Here is a 14,389-nt window from a genome sequence, read left to right as displayed (position 1 = left end):
TCAAAAAAACTATTGACATAACAGTATGTCACTGTTATGATAATCGAGTATGCCGCACAAAGAGGTTAAAGAGCTTCGGTTTCAGAACAGAAGCCACCGAATTTGGCGAGTAAATAATTAGGAGGTGCCACAGATGTACGCAATTATTGCAACAGGTGGTAAACAGTACAAGGTTGCCGAGGGTGACGTAATTAAAGTTGAAAAGCTCGGTGTAGAAGCTGGTGAAACCGTAACATTTGACAACGTGATCGCAGTCAGCAATGACGGATTAAAGGTTGGCGAGGATGTAAAAGATGCCAGTGTTACCGCTTCTGTAGTTGAAAACGGTAAAAATCGCAAGGTCATCGTTTACAAATACAAACGCAAAACTGGATATCACAAGAAAAACGGACACAGACAGCAGTACACCAAGGTTAAGATCGAAAAGATTAACGGTTAATCTGGTGTCATCATGATTACAATTAAAGTCAGAAAGAAAAACGGATCTTACGAAGAATTTATTTCGAAGGGACATGCCGGTTATGCAGAAGCCGGACAGGATATTGTCTGTGCTGCGGTATCTGCACTGATCATTACCACGGTGAATTCTCTTGAGAAATTCACAGATGATAAATTTGATGTGCAGGAAAAGGATGGATTTGTTTCCATTCATTTCAGAAATGATCTTTCTGAACGGGGGATGCTCCTTATGGATTCCTTACTTCTCGGTCTGACGGAAATTGCTGGTAGTTATAACAATCGATATTTGACAGTAAAAGTCAAGGAGGTGTAACAACAATGATGAAGATGAACCTTCAGTTATTCGCACATAAAAAGGGAGTTGGTTCTACAAAGAACGGTCGTGATTCCGAGTCAAAGAGATTAGGTGCGAAAAGAGCAGACGGACAGTTTGTAAAAGCCGGAAACATTCTTTACAGACAGCGCGGAACCAAGATTCACCCAGGTGAAAACGTAGGCTGCGGTAAAGACTATACTTTATTTGCACTTACAGACGGAGTCGTAAGATTCACAAGAAAAGGTCGCGATAAGAAACAGGTTTCTATCGTTCCTGTAGACGCAGAGTAATGAAATAGGTAAAAGGCTTCAAATCGATCCGGTTTGGAGCCTTTTTTTGGAATAGAGGTGTAATATGTTTGCAGATAGAGCAAGGATCATTATCCGCTCCGGTAAAGGCGGCGACGGACATGTAAGCTTCCGACGTGAGCTGTATGTACCCAATGGCGGGCCGGATGGCGGCGATGGTGGCCGTGGCGGTGATGTGATTTTTGAGATCGACGAGGGCCAGAATACTCTCGGAGACTACAGACACAGAAGAAAATATAAAGCTGAGGATGGCCAGGAAGGCGGTAAAAAACGCTGCCATGGTGCAGACGGTAAGGATGTGGTCCTGAAGGTTCCGGAAGGTACGGTGATCATGGATGCGGAATCCGGCAAGGTCATCGCGGATATGTCCGGTGAGAATCGCAGACAGATCGTATTAAAAGGCGGTCGTGGTGGAAAAGGCAATCAGCACTATGCAACAGCTACCATGCAGGTACCGAAATATGCCCAGCCTGGACAGCCGGCTCAGGAACTTGAGGTTCTCCTTGAGCTTAAAGTAATCGCAGATGTTGGTCTGGTAGGATTTCCGAATGTTGGTAAATCTACCTTCCTTTCCCGTGTGACAAATGCACAGCCGAAGATCGCCAACTATCATTTCACAACGTTGAGTCCGAATCTTGGAGTTGTAGATACTGATAACGGCGGCTTTGTTATCGCTGATATCCCGGGACTGATCGAAGGTGCATCGGAAGGTGTGGGGCTTGGACATGAATTCCTCCGTCATATTGAGCGTACACGAGTTATCATCCACATTGTAGATGCCGCTTCCGTAGAAGGTCGTGATCCAGTGGAGGATATCCACAAGATCAATAAAGAACTGGAGGCCTACAATCCGGAAATTGCAGCAAGACCGCAGGTGATCGCAGCCAACAAGATTGACTGTATTTTTGATGATGGCGAAGAAAGCCCTATTGATCAACTGAAAGCAGAGTTTGAGCCACAGGGTATTTCGGTTTATCCAATCTCAGCCGTTACCGGGCAGGGTGTCAGAGAACTCCTTTTCCATGTGAAAGAGCTTCTGGATAAGAGCCCGATGAAACCGGTAGTGTTTGAACAGGAATTCTTCCCGGAAGATGTTCTTGTAAATGAAAATCTTCCGTTTACTGTGGAGCGCAGCGAGGAAGATCCGGAAGTATTCCTTGTGGAAGGTCCTAAGATTGAAAAAATGCTTGGCTATACAAATCTGGATTCTGAGAAGGGATTTGCCTTCTTCCAGAAATTCCTGAAAGAGGGCGGTATCCTGGAGGAACTGGAAAAAGCCGGTATCCAGGAAGGCGATACGGTTCGTATGTATGGCTTTGATTTTGATTATTATAAATAAGAGGTATGACAATGACAAGTAAGCAGAGAGCATATTTAAAAGGCCTTGCCATGACAATGGATCCGATCCTTCAGCTTGGCAAGGGTGGTCTTACTCCTGAAAATACCGCTGCTGTTGAGGAAACTCTTGCAGCAAGAGAGCTGATCAAGATCAGCGTTCTTCAGAACTGTCTGGAGGATCCACGTGAAATGGCACAGGTTCTTGCAGAGAGAACAAGATCTCAGGTAGTACAGGTGATCGGTAAAAAGATCGTTCTCTACAGAGAAGGTAAAAAGGACAAGAAAAAAATCATTCTTCCGTAATCTCGGGAGGTTATAAATGAGCAAAGCAACAAAAAAAATAGGAATCATGGGTGGTACTTTTGATCCCATTCATATGGGGCATTTGATTCTGGGAGAAAAAGCCTATGAACAGCTTGAGCTTGATAAAGTTTTGTTCATGCCCTGCGGAAATCCACCTCATAAACGGAACCGGAAGGGCAGAGCGACAGATGAACAGCGTGCGGAAATGGTCCGTCTTGCCATAGAGGATAATCCTCACTTTGAGCTGTCTCTGATCGAGATGCATGAGGAAGGCTATACGTATACTTACCGGACTCTGGAACAGCTGAATAAAGCGAATCCGGACACAGAGTATTATTTTATCATCGGTGCAGATTCGCTTTTTAATTTTGATACCTGGATGGAACCGGAACGCATTTGTCAGGAAGCAGTACTGGTAGTGGCAACCAGAGATCATACTCCATTGAAGGAACTTGATCAGCAGATGCAACTTCTGTCACAGAAGTATAACGGGAATTTTATTCGACTGGATACCATGAATATTGATGTTTCCAGTGAGCTGCTCCGTTCCTGGCATGAAAGCGGGCAGAGTCTCCGCTATTATGTTCCCCAGCCTGTGATTTCCTATATTGAGAAAAACGATATCTATAAAGGAAATGATTCAGATGGGAAAATATGATTTTATCAAGATAAAAAAGAAACTTTCCAAATATCTGGATGAGGCCAGATTTGAGCATACAATGGGGGTTATGTACACTTGTGCTGCGCTTGCTATGGTTTATGATTATGATCTGGAGGATGCACAGGCTGCAGGACTTCTTCATGACAGTGCAAAGTGTATTCCTAATAAAAAGAAACTGAAGCTGTGCAGCCAGCATGATATTCCGGTATCAGATTTTGAAAGGGATTATCCGTTTCTTCTTCATGCCAAACTGGGGGCTTATGTGGCCAGCAGTAAATATGATATCAAAGACGAAGAGATCCTGACAGCGATCACTTATCATACAACAGGAAGACCGGAAATGAGCCTTCTTGAGAAGATCGTATATATTTCAGATTATATTGAACCAATGCGTGACAAAGCTCCGAATCTTGCGAAGGTGCGAAAGATTGCTTTTGAAGATCTGGATGAATGTATGTATGAGATTTTAAAGGATACACTGGAATATCTGGAGGAAAATCCCAAGGAAATCGACAGTACGACCAGGGATGCTTATGTTTATTATAAAGAACTCCATGACAGAAAAATGCAGGATGCAGCCAACAGACAGGAGGATTAAAATTCTATGAGTATCGAAAAAGAGATGGTCCGGATCGCCTGCAAGGCACTGGATGATAAAAAAGCAAAGGATATCAAGATCATTGATATCCATGAGGTTTCCGTGATCGCTGATTATTTTGTGATCGCGAGTGCTTCCAACCAGAATCAGGTACAGGCAATGGTTGACAATGCAGATGAAATGCTTGGCCGTGCCGGATATGAAGCAAAACAGATCGAGGGAACCAGAAACTCCAGCTGGGTCCTCATGGATTACGGTGATATGATCATCCATATCTTTGATGAGGAAAACAGACTTTTCTACGATCTTGAGAGGATCTGGAGAGACGGCAAGATTCTTGATGCGGAAGAATTTCTTGGTGAGAATGAGTAAAATTTGTTATATTGGTTTACTGTAAAAATATTATGTGAACTAAATAAGGAGAAATCAAAAAGCAGAAGTTTTCTGCTGAAAAAGAAAAGAGAGATATCTTTGTGGGGCTGTACAGCTACCTTAAAGATATCTCTCTTTTTAGATCCCATTACATTGGGATCTGTTGTTTATATTTTCATGAAAAGAAACGAAATACACCAAATACTTTGCCGAGGATCTGCAGATTACCGGTGATGATGATCGGTTCCATATTGTCGTTCTCCGGCTGAAGTCGATAATAACCATTTTCTTTGTAGAAAGTCTTAACTGTTGCAGAATCATCGATCAGAGCAACTACCATGTCGCCGTTTTCTGCTGTTGCCTGCTGCTTTACAAGAACCTGATCTCCATCAAAAATACCTGCATTGATCATACTGTCGCCTTTGACAGTCAGCATGAAACTTTGTTCATTGGGCATATATTCAGCCGGGATCGGAAAGTAAGCATCGATATTTTCCACTGCCAGGATCGGCTGTCCGGCAGCAACAGTGCCTACAAGAGGAACATTGACAACCTCGCGGCGGACCAGATTGAAATTATCATCAATGATCTCGATCGCACGGGGTTTGGTGGCATCTCTGCGGATATATCCGTTTTTTTCCAGAGCTTCCAGATGGGAGTGAACGGAAGATGTGGATTTCAGGTTTACTGCTTCACAGATTTCACGGACGGAGGGCGGAAAACCTCTGTTAAGGATCTCATTTTTCATATAATCCAGTATTTCCTGCTGCTTTTTACTGATTCTGCCATATGTCATGTGTACTTACCTCCCTGGGTTGTTTTATCTGCTGTCGACCATAATATGACAGCATCACGAAATTATATTTTGAATAGTATAACATACTTTTGAAAAAATGGCAAACGGATATTCGGAAAGTATGTTCGCACGTTTTAAAGCTTGTATTCATTTAAATAAAATGTTACAATAAAACGAACTTTAAGAGATGAACGATGTAAAGGAGGCATTCATTTGCCGGATAATAAAGTACATTCCGGAAAAACTCCGGGATTCTTAGCAAAGCTTCGTAAAATTTTTGGTCTGAACATTGGAACTGTAATGTTCGGAGCAATTTTTATCTATATGATCTTTAGTGTGATTCTTTATCTTACAGCTTCTCATATGGAATCTTATCAGGTTCTCTCCGGTCCGTTATCCATGAATGAGACATACACAGGGCTGGCGATCATGACAGAGAACGTAGTGCAGGCAGATGCGGGCGGTTACGTTACATATTACGCAAGGGAAGGTACCAAGATCAATGCCAACGGTGCTGTCTACAGCCTGAACAGTTCAAGATCTGCAGACAATGTAACCTCTCTGAGCAGAGAGGAGCTGGCGGATATACGCAGTAATATGCAAAGCTTTTCCAAAGGATTTGATCCCAGCAAATTCAACAGTGCTTATAGTTTTAAATATCAGCTCAATGGAAGCATCCTTCAGTATGCTTCAGACAGTTCGGGAGCTTCTTCTGCAAGCACGACGTCTGAAGATGGAGAGGAAGCCACAGTTACAACAATAGTTTCCAGTGATCCGAATATCCGCCGTGCGCAGACAGACGGGATCATCCTGTATTCTACAGATGGCTATGAAACCAAAACCGTTGATAATGTCACAGCTGCTGATTTTGATCAGAATTCCTATCAGGAAACGGATCTGAAAACAGATGGACAGATAAAGGCCGGAGATGATATTTATACGATCATTACAGATGAACGCTGGAGTCTTTTGATCCCTTTAAGTGAGAAGCAGGCTGCTAATCTGAAGGAGCGTACATCGATCCGCGTCAAGTTCCTGAAAGATGATCTGACGCAGACAGGAGACTTTTCGATCATGGAGATCGATGGGGCTAAATACGGTAAGATTGATTTTAATAAGGGACTGATCCGATATGCGTCAGACCGGTTTCTGGAAATAGAACTTGTCACGAACAATGTGACAGGTTTAAAGATCCCGTTATCTTCTATCGTAACGAAGGAGTTTTATGCAATACCTTCCAAATATCTTACAATGGATGATGAAACACAGCAATCCGGATTTATGCTTTCCGGCAGAAATAAAAAAGGCGACAGTACGACAACCTTTGTCAGTGCCGGTATCTATGGCCGTGATGAGATCACAGACAAAAAAACACAGGAAACAAGCTATATTTATTACGTAGACAAGAATAAATTTAAAGAAGGCGATGCTCTTGTTGAGCCGGATAGTGGAGAAAAATTTATCATCGGAGATACAGAAGTTCTGGAGGGAGTTTTCTGTGTCAATCAGGGATATGCGGTATTCCGCCGGATCGAGATCCTGGATGAAAATGAGGAATATGCGGTTGTATCAAAGGAAACCTATAATGGGCTTGTCCGATATGACCGTATTGTGAAAAATGCAGATAAAGTAAGTGAACAGGATATACTTTACTAATTAAAGGAGGATTTATATCATGGTAGCGGAAAATTTGGCACAGGTGCAGAAAAATATTAATGAATCCTGCAATAAAATTAACAGAGATCCGAAGGAAGTCACACTGATCGCAGTAAGCAAAACCAAACCGGTGGAGATGCTGAAGGAGGCTTATGATGCCGGAGCACGTGTCTTTGGAGAGAACAAAGTGCAGGAGATCGTGGATAAATATGATCAGATGCCTTCAGATGTCAAATGGCATATGATCGGACATCTTCAGCGTAATAAAGTAAAATATATTGTGGATAAAGTTGCAATGATCCATTCTGTAGATTCGCTCCGCCTGGCCGAGACGATTGAAAAAGAAGCAGCGAAAAAAGCGGTTATTGTTCCGATCCTTATAGAAGTAAATGTAGCGCAGGAAGAAAGTAAATTTGGTCTGAAACCGGAAGAAGTTGTACCGCTTATAGAACAGATCTCAGATTTTTCACACATTCAGATAAAGGGGCTCATGACAATTGCTCCCTATGTTGATAATGCAGAGGAAAATCGCGAAATTTTCCGTGAACTTAAGAAATTAAGTGTTGACATTGCTGCTAAAAACATTAATAATGTTACTATGAGTGTTCTGAGTATGGGAATGACCGGAGATTACATGGTTGCTGTGCAGGAGGGCGCTACGATGGTGCGTGTAGGCACTGGTATTTTTGGTGCAAGAAATTACGCATTATAAGACTAATAAGATTGGAGATTTAAAATGGGCGTTTTAGACAAGTTTTTAGATGCCATCAAACTGAACGACGATTATGACGATGACGAATTGTTAGATGATAGCCTTCTTGAGGATGAGGACGATTTCCTCGATGAAGATGATGATATGGAAGAGAAACCAAAGAAGAAATTTTTTGAGAAATTTTCCAAGAAAAAAAATGACGAGGAAGAGGATTTTCTGGAGGATGAGCCGGAAGATGAAACGGTTAAGGTACCTGTTGCCAAGTCATCTGCAAAGACAGCTGCAGCCAAGGCCCCGGTAAGGCAGGAACGTATTTCCAGACCGGCACCTTCTTCCAAGATTACCCCAATGCGTACAAGCAAGCGTTCTTCCCAGGCTGCAAATATGGAAGTTTGTGTGATCAAGCCTACAACCATGGAGGAAGCAAGAGAAATTGCGGATACACTGGTCGATAATTCTACCGTGATCCTGAATCTTGAAGGAATCGATGTGGAGCTTGCACAGAGGATCATCGATTTTACTTCTGGTGCATGTTATTCACTTGGAGGAAGCCTTCAGCAGGTATCCAGCTATATTTTTGTACTTGGACCATATAATGTAGATATTACAGGTGATCTTCAGAATATCCTTGGCGGTTCTGTGCCGTCTGTTAGAGTGGGTTATTAACCTCATGGATAAAGAAGAACTTTTTGTTAAGAGAATCCGTGAACTGGCAAATCTGGCCTATCAGAGAGATATTACCACATTTACGGATTTTCTTAATTTAAATGAACGGAATATTTTAAACAGTCAGAATTTTCATAAGCTGGGTGTTACAGCGGAAGGTTTTGGCGGATATGAGAATGCAGAGCGTCAGATGGTAGCCTTTCACCCTGATGCTCTTGCTTTTACATGGGATTATCCCATTGATTGTATCCGGCTTGAGCCAAAAGCAGTGAAATTTTCAGAAGATCTGACACATCGGGATTATCTGGGAGCGATCCTGAATCTTGGGGTTGACAGGAGTGTTGTTGGGGATATTCTTACAGAAGATCATACTGCGAGTTTTTTTTGTCTGCGTCAGATGACAGATTTTTTTCTGGAGAATCTGTGTCGTGTAAGACATACCACAGTTGTGGCGTCGAAGATAGAAGATCCGGGTGATCTTCCGAGGCCGGAACTGAAACCAGTTAGTGGAACCTGTGCGTCCGTACGCCTGGATTCTCTGATCGCACTGGCTTTTGGGACTTCCAGAAGCAGTATTGTGCATTGTATTGAAGAAGGGCTTGTTTTTGTAAATGGAAAACTGATCACATCCAATGGTTATGAGCCCAAAGAGGGAGACATTATATCCGTTCGGAAAAAGGGACGTTTTATTTATGATGGAGTATCCCGTCAGACAAAAAAAGGACGTCTTGGGGTACGGATTCTGCTTTATATCTGAACAGCTAGGAGGAAAACGCAATGACAGCATCAAAATTACTTGTAAAACGAGAAGGTGATTTTCATTATCCCATCTGTTTTGAAGAAGATTTTTCTAATCTGGCACAGGTTATGAAGGATGAAGGACTTGTTGACAGAAAAATCTGCATTGTAACAGATTCTAATGTGGGACCACTGTATGAAGAATCTGTAAAACAGGTTTTAAGTGAGGTAAGTTCCGATATTTCTGTGTTCACCTTTGAGGCAGGAGAAAAAAACAAAAACCTTAATACCGCTTCGGCATTGTATCAGGCCCTGATCCAAAATGGTCTTGACCGAAAAAGTCTGCTTGTTGCATTAGGCGGTGGTGTGGTAGGGGACCTTACCGGATTTGGCGCGGCAACTTATCTCAGGGGGATTGACTTCATTCAGGTACCGACAACACTGCTTGCACAGGTAGACAGCAGCGTTGGCGGAAAAACCGGCGTAGATTTTCAGCAGTACAAAAACATGGTAGGAGCTTTTCACCAGCCACGCCTTGTATATATGAATCTAAGCACTCTTTCTTCGCTTCCGGCAGAACAGTTTGCCTGCGGAATGGGTGAGATCTTAAAAACAGGATTGATCTGTGATGGGGATTTTTTCCGCTATGTATGCTGTGAGCAGAAAGAGATCAAAAAGCTGGATATGGAACAGATTTCCAGAATGGTACGCAGATGCTGCGAGATCAAAGCAGGCGTTGTGGAGCGTGATCCCAAGGAACAGGGAGAGCGTGCGCTTCTTAACCTGGGACATACTGTGGGGCATGCAGTAGAAAAACTTAAGAATTTCACCCTGCTCCACGGACAGTGTGTGGGAGTCGGACTGGTAGCTGCGGCATATCTTTCCATGAAACGAGGACTTCTGACCAAAGACGAATATCAGGAAATCTGCCAGGGATGTTCGGATTACGATCTTCCGGTGCATGTAGATGGTCTTATCCCGGAAGAAGTTCTTTCCGCAACAAAGAAAGACAAAAAAATGGAACAGGGACATATCAGGTTTATCCTGATGGATGGTATCGGAAAAAGCTTTATCGACAAAACCGTTACCGATGAAGAACTGCTTTCCTGTATTCAGGAGATAACTCTATGATCAGTCGTGTTAACCATCATCAGAAAATGTCTTTTAGTAAGTGTATGTCGGGGGACATTTTTTTGCTGATCTTACTCGTGGCTGCAGATCAGGGAGCAAAATGGCTGTCATATCTGTATCTGAAAGGACAGCCATCGGTTTCGCTGATCCCCGGTGTACTTGAACTTCATTATCTCTATCCGGAAAACAGGGGAATTGCGTTTGGAATATTTCAGGGAAGTGTACTCTTTTTTGCCATTGTGAGTGTACTGTTTCTGGGAGTGATCCTCTATGCATGGATCCGTATTCCAAAAGAGCGGTTTTATCTGCCGTTGCTCACCATTGCTACAGTACTTGCAGCTGGTGCACTGGGAAATTTTATTGATCGTTTTTTCAGAGGATATGTGATCGATTTTATCTATTTCTCCCTGATCGATTTTCCGGTATTTAATCTTGCGGATGTTTATGTGGTTGTAAGTGGAATTTTTCTGATCCTGTTTGTATGCACGAAATACAGAGATGATGATTTTGCGTTTCTGAATATCAAACAGTGATCCGGCAGAGAGATATATCATGTATCTGTCTGTTCTTGTAGGAGATATAAATGGAAATATATGACTATACAGTAGAAAAAGAAGAATCAGGTATACGAATCGACCGCTATCTTGCTGAGAAAGACAGCGGTCTTTCCAGGTCTTTCCTTCAGAAACTTCTGAAAGAAGGACAGATTACCGTGGGAGAGAAGGCTGCCAAATCTAATTATAAGGTCCGTGAAAATGACAGGATCCATCTGGAGATCCCGGATTCCAGTGAGCCGGATATCGTTCCGGAGGATATTCCGCTGGATATTCTTTACGAGGATGAAGATGTACTGATCGTTAATAAGCCCAAAGGGATGGTTGTACATCCTGCAGCCGGGCATTATCAGGGAACACTGGTCAATGCAGTTATGGCACATTGTGGTGACAGCCTTTCCGGTATTAACGGAGTGATGCGGCCTGGAATTGTCCACAGAATTGATAAGGATACCACCGGGGCACTGTTGATATGCAAAAATGATATTGCTCACCGGGATCTGGCAGAACAGCTGAAATGTCACAGTATCCGCAGACGCTACCGGGCAGTTGTGCAGGGAAATCTGAAAGAGGATGAGGGAACCATAGAGGGACCTATTGGACGGCATCCGACAGATCGTAAAAAAATGGCCATCAATCATAAAAATGGTAAAGATGCAATAACACATTACAAAGTGCTGGAACGTTTTGGCGAGGCCACGTATGTGGAATGCCGTCTTGAAACAGGACGTACCCACCAGATCCGTGTGCACATGGCCAGTATCGGACATCCGCTTCTTGGGGACACGGTGTATGGTTCATCCAGAAATCCCTATCATCTGGAGGGACAGGCACTTCATGCAATGATCCTTGGATTTGTTCATCCACGTACCGGGGAATATATGGAATTTACAGCCCCACTTCCGGAATATTTTGTTAAATTGCTGACAAAATTGCGAAAATAGCTGGAAAACTTGTGAAATATAGTGTATAATATCTATATTAAAGAGGAAGCGGAGATAATATTTGCAAATTCGCTGAATCTGAGCAGAAAGGATGTGGCTGTTATGAGTAACAATACAACAAGTTCTATTATTACTATCGGTCGTAAATATGGCAGCGCCGGAAGGCAGATCGGCCAGGAAGTTGCTAAATATTTTGGAATCAAATGCTATGATAAAGAGCTGCTGGAGCACGCAGCCAATGACAGTGGGATCTGCAAGGAGCTGTTTGAGCATCATGATGAGAAGCCAACAAACAGTTTTCTTTATTCTCTTGTAATGGATACTTATTCATTTGGGTATTCCTCAGCCGGATTTACAGACATGCCTATGAACCATAAGATTTTTCTTGCACAGTTTGAGGCAATCAAGAAGCTGGCTTCGGAAGGTCCCTGTGTAATGGTCGGCAGATGTGCGGATTATGCACTTGCAGATAATCCGGATTGTTTCAGTGTATTTGTTCATGCAAACCTTGACTGGCGTATCAACCGTATTGCTCAGAAATACAATAAAAATGCCAAAGAGGCCAAGGACATGATCAACAAAACAGACAAAAGCCGTTCCAGCTACTATAATTATTATACCAACAAGAAATGGGGATCTGCGGACAGCTATAATCTTTGTCTGGATAGCAGCAAGCTTGGCATTGATGGAACTGCGAAGGCAATTATCGAAGCCATTCACATTTATGACAGCCTGAAAAAATAAATATCAGATTTCAGACACCCTGCCATTTTTTATGGCAGGGTGTTTTCCGTATTAATGGAGAATTCTGCAGGCAGAATTTATCCGATATGTTATTAAAAGTAATGTTTATGCTTTTTTTAGACACAAACCAGAGCTGCTATGTTATAATCACATGGTGGAGGAAATTACTATGAAAATTCGTTGGAACCATCGTTATGTGCAGTTAGGTGTGACTGTATTTCTGGTTATTGCTGCCAGTATTTTATTTTATTACGGGATTTTCCATATGAAATCTCTGATCACCGGAATTAAAACATTTTTCGGTATTATGGCGCCGATCATTTACGGAGCTGCCATAGCATATCTGCTAACCCCCATTGTTAATTTTCTGGAGAGGAAGATCATTTTTCCGATTTTTGAAAAAAGGAATAAAGCACTTCAGAAAAAGGGGAGGAAAGTAGTACGCTGGATCTGCGTGATCCTTTCTGTATTTCTTATGTTTCTGGTCATTTATGCCCTTGTCATGATGATCCTTCCCCAATTGATTCGAAGCATCATGAATATTATCTACAGTTTTCCTCATTACGTAAGTGTAGTGGAAAACTGGTTAAACTCCGTCGTGGAAAAGGGATGGAAATTGAATCCGGATATGATCAGCCAGATCAATCAGTATTCCAGCAGATTACAGGAGTATCTGACAAATACGATCCTTCCCCAGATGCAGTTTATGATGAAAAATATATCCGCAAGCTTTCTGGATCTTCTTGTTTTTCTGAAGAATTTCCTTATTGGAGCAATCGTATCTCTTTATATACTGGCGGATAAAGAGGGATTTGTTGCCAAGGCAAAAATGGCCGTTTATGCAGTTCTTCCAACCAAATGGGCAACCTTTCTTGTTCATTCCATGCGTTTTACGCATAAAACCTTTGGTGGATTTATCAGCGGAAAGATCCTGGATTCTGCAATTATCGGTGTATTGTGTTATGTTGGAACATCGATCATCGGAACTCCATATGCGATTCTGGTCAGTGTGATCGTCGGTGTTACAAATGTTATTCCGTTTTTCGGGCCATATCTGGGAGCAGTTCCATGTATTCTTCTTATTTTGCTGGTAGATCCCATTCAGAGTTTGTATTTCCTGATCTTTATTCTGATCCTTCAGCAGTTTGACGGAAATATCCTTGGACCAAAGATCCTGGGTGATTCGACCGGACTGTCCAGCTTTATGGTTATTGTTGCAATCATGGTCGGTGGCGGTTTATTTGGAGTTCCGGGAATGATCGTTGGAGTTCCGGTATTTGCTGTGCTGAATGCTGCCGTATGGAAGCTGATCGGACGTAGTCTTGATGAAAAAGATATGTCTGCAGATGCTGAGTTTTATAGAGATATTGACTGTGTAGACCCCGTTTCCGGAAAGGTCCTGCCAATGTCGGTGAAAAAATCCGTATCAAAAGCACAGGAAGTTACAGTAAAAGCGGAAAAAAACAGAATCTGGTCCGGGGCTTGGGATGAAATTAAACGAATGTTTACATTTTTAGTTAAATTTATTCAGGCGAAATATATAGGCTTTCGACTGAAGCAGAAAAACAGACGGAGACGGAGGAAGAACAGGTTATGAAATTTGTAATTCAGCGTGTAAATCATGCAGAAGTCAAAGTAGACGGAGAAATTGTCGGAAAAATCGGAAAAGGGTTTCTTGTTCTGATCGGCGTTGGCCGTGAGGACACCAAAGAGGATGCAGACTGGTATCTGAAAAAGCTTCTGGGACTTCGTATTTTTGAGGATGAAAATGGAAAGACCAATTTGTCTCTGGCAGATGTAAACGGGGAATTGCTTTTGGTTTCACAGTTTACCTTATATGCAAACTGCCGTAAGGGAAACCGTCCAAGCTTTATAGAAGCCGGTGCACCGGATGAAGCAAATAAATTATATGAATATATTATTTCGGAAGCCAGTAAACAGGTTCCGGTTGTAGAACATGGAATTTTTGGTGCAGATATGAAAGTATCTCTGGAAAATGACGGGCCGTTTACCGTTATTTTTGATGAAAATCTACGGAAGTAGCCGTTTGCACTACCAATCTATTTGAAAAACTCGGGTTTGTCGTATAGATA

Annotated in this window: 19 protein-coding genes; 18 read left to right on the top strand and 1 reads right to left on the bottom strand. The window is 42.4% G+C overall.

The annotated features are described in order from the left end of the window. The first annotated feature begins 133 nt into the window (after positions 1 to 133). The 8 genes from rplU (at position 134) to rsfS (ending at position 4,355) form a co-directional block, all read left to right on the top strand. Positions 134 to 439, top strand: a complete 306-nt coding sequence (gene rplU, locus V9W66_RS00595) for a 50S ribosomal protein L21 (RefSeq protein WP_015525170.1) — start codon at positions 134 to 136, stop codon at positions 437 to 439. A 12-nt stretch (positions 440 to 451) separates the two neighbouring features. Then, complete coding sequence (locus V9W66_RS00590) at positions 452 to 772, top strand: ribosomal-processing cysteine protease Prp (RefSeq protein WP_015525169.1); 321 nt, start codon at positions 452 to 454, stop codon at positions 770 to 772. 5 nt (positions 773 to 777) lie between these two features. Continuing rightward, positions 778 to 1,065: a 50S ribosomal protein L27 gene (rpmA, locus tag V9W66_RS00585; protein ID WP_015525168.1), complete on the top strand. Its 288-nt coding sequence runs from the start codon at positions 778 to 780 to the stop codon at positions 1,063 to 1,065. 64 nt (positions 1,066 to 1,129) lie between these two features. Next, the gene (gene obgE / locus V9W66_RS00580) at positions 1,130 to 2,422 is read left to right on the top strand and encodes a GTPase ObgE (RefSeq protein ID WP_114001606.1); all 1,293 of its coding nucleotides are present in this window, start codon (positions 1,130 to 1,132) and stop codon (positions 2,420 to 2,422) included. An 11-nt stretch (positions 2,423 to 2,433) separates the two neighbouring features. Next, positions 2,434 to 2,724, top strand: coding sequence for a ribosome assembly RNA-binding protein YhbY (gene yhbY / locus V9W66_RS00575; protein ID WP_144094355.1), 291 nt, complete (start codon positions 2,434 to 2,436; stop codon positions 2,722 to 2,724). A gap of 16 nt (positions 2,725 to 2,740) precedes the next feature. Then, the gene (gene nadD, locus V9W66_RS00570; RefSeq protein WP_144094356.1) at positions 2,741 to 3,382 is read left to right on the top strand and encodes a nicotinate-nucleotide adenylyltransferase; all 642 of its coding nucleotides are present in this window, start codon (positions 2,741 to 2,743) and stop codon (positions 3,380 to 3,382) included. Then, the gene (gene yqeK / locus V9W66_RS00565; RefSeq protein ID WP_144094357.1) at positions 3,369 to 3,983 is read left to right on the top strand and encodes a bis(5'-nucleosyl)-tetraphosphatase (symmetrical) YqeK; all 615 of its coding nucleotides are present in this window, start codon (positions 3,369 to 3,371) and stop codon (positions 3,981 to 3,983) included. Before nadD ends, yqeK begins: the two co-directional genes overlap by 14 nt. 6 nt (positions 3,984 to 3,989) lie before the next feature. After that, positions 3,990 to 4,355 carry a ribosome silencing factor gene (rsfS, locus tag V9W66_RS00560; RefSeq protein ID WP_015525163.1) on the top strand — a complete coding sequence of 122 codons (366 nt, stop codon included), beginning with the start codon at positions 3,990 to 3,992 and terminating at the stop codon, positions 4,353 to 4,355. 175 nt (positions 4,356 to 4,530) lie between these two features. Here rsfS and lexA read toward each other — a convergent pair whose 3' ends face one another. After that, positions 4,531 to 5,151, bottom strand: a complete 621-nt coding sequence (gene lexA / locus V9W66_RS00555; protein WP_015525162.1) for a transcriptional repressor LexA — start codon at positions 5,149 to 5,151, stop codon at positions 4,531 to 4,533. A gap of 213 nt (positions 5,152 to 5,364) precedes the next feature. Between lexA and V9W66_RS00550 the strand changes: the two genes are divergently transcribed. From V9W66_RS00550 to dtd, 10 genes are all read left to right on the top strand, one after another. Beyond that, complete coding sequence (locus V9W66_RS00550) at positions 5,365 to 6,807, top strand: HlyD family efflux transporter periplasmic adaptor subunit (RefSeq protein ID WP_144100660.1); 1,443 nt, start codon at positions 5,365 to 5,367, stop codon at positions 6,805 to 6,807. A 19-nt stretch (positions 6,808 to 6,826) separates the two neighbouring features. Next, a complete protein-coding gene (locus V9W66_RS00545) occupies positions 6,827 to 7,519 on the top strand; it encodes a YggS family pyridoxal phosphate-dependent enzyme (protein ID WP_144094359.1) in 693 nt (230 codons plus the stop codon). Between the two features lie 24 nt (positions 7,520 to 7,543). Further along, entirely contained in the window at positions 7,544 to 8,185 is a 642-nt protein-coding gene (locus tag V9W66_RS00540) for a cell division protein SepF (RefSeq protein ID WP_144094360.1), read from the top strand. A 4-nt stretch (positions 8,186 to 8,189) separates the two neighbouring features. Next, positions 8,190 to 8,942, top strand: coding sequence for a YlmH/Sll1252 family protein (locus tag V9W66_RS00535; protein WP_144094361.1), 753 nt, complete (start codon positions 8,190 to 8,192; stop codon positions 8,940 to 8,942). A 20-nt stretch (positions 8,943 to 8,962) separates the two neighbouring features. Continuing rightward, positions 8,963 to 10,054 carry a 3-dehydroquinate synthase gene (gene aroB, locus V9W66_RS00530; protein ID WP_144094362.1) on the top strand — a complete coding sequence of 364 codons (1,092 nt, stop codon included), beginning with the start codon at positions 8,963 to 8,965 and terminating at the stop codon, positions 10,052 to 10,054. Between the two features lie 62 nt (positions 10,055 to 10,116). Then, on the top strand, positions 10,117 to 10,587 hold the full coding sequence (lspA, locus tag V9W66_RS00525) for a signal peptidase II (RefSeq protein WP_330575379.1): 471 nt from the start codon (positions 10,117 to 10,119) through the stop codon (positions 10,585 to 10,587). Between the two features lie 50 nt (positions 10,588 to 10,637). Further along, entirely contained in the window at positions 10,638 to 11,552 is a 915-nt protein-coding gene (locus V9W66_RS00520; protein ID WP_021652059.1) for an RluA family pseudouridine synthase, read from the top strand. A gap of 102 nt (positions 11,553 to 11,654) precedes the next feature. Continuing rightward, positions 11,655 to 12,296, top strand: coding sequence for an AAA family ATPase (locus V9W66_RS00515; RefSeq protein ID WP_022427272.1), 642 nt, complete (start codon positions 11,655 to 11,657; stop codon positions 12,294 to 12,296). Between the two features lie 169 nt (positions 12,297 to 12,465). After that, positions 12,466 to 13,893 carry an AI-2E family transporter gene (locus V9W66_RS00510; protein WP_144094314.1) on the top strand — a complete coding sequence of 476 codons (1,428 nt, stop codon included), beginning with the start codon at positions 12,466 to 12,468 and terminating at the stop codon, positions 13,891 to 13,893. Continuing rightward, positions 13,890 to 14,339, top strand: coding sequence for a D-aminoacyl-tRNA deacylase (dtd, locus tag V9W66_RS00505; protein ID WP_092069999.1), 450 nt, complete (start codon positions 13,890 to 13,892; stop codon positions 14,337 to 14,339). The genes V9W66_RS00510 and dtd overlap by 4 nt, the downstream gene beginning before the upstream one ends. Positions 14,340 to 14,389 lie beyond the last annotated feature (50 nt).

Source organism: Blautia massiliensis (ex Durand et al. 2017), from assembly GCF_051861785.1.
GTDB lineage: Bacteria > Bacillota > Clostridia > Lachnospirales > Lachnospiraceae > Blautia_A > Blautia_A luti_A.
The sequence above is the reverse complement of the archived record's forward strand: the minus strand, read 5'-3'. Positions and strand labels throughout refer to the sequence as shown.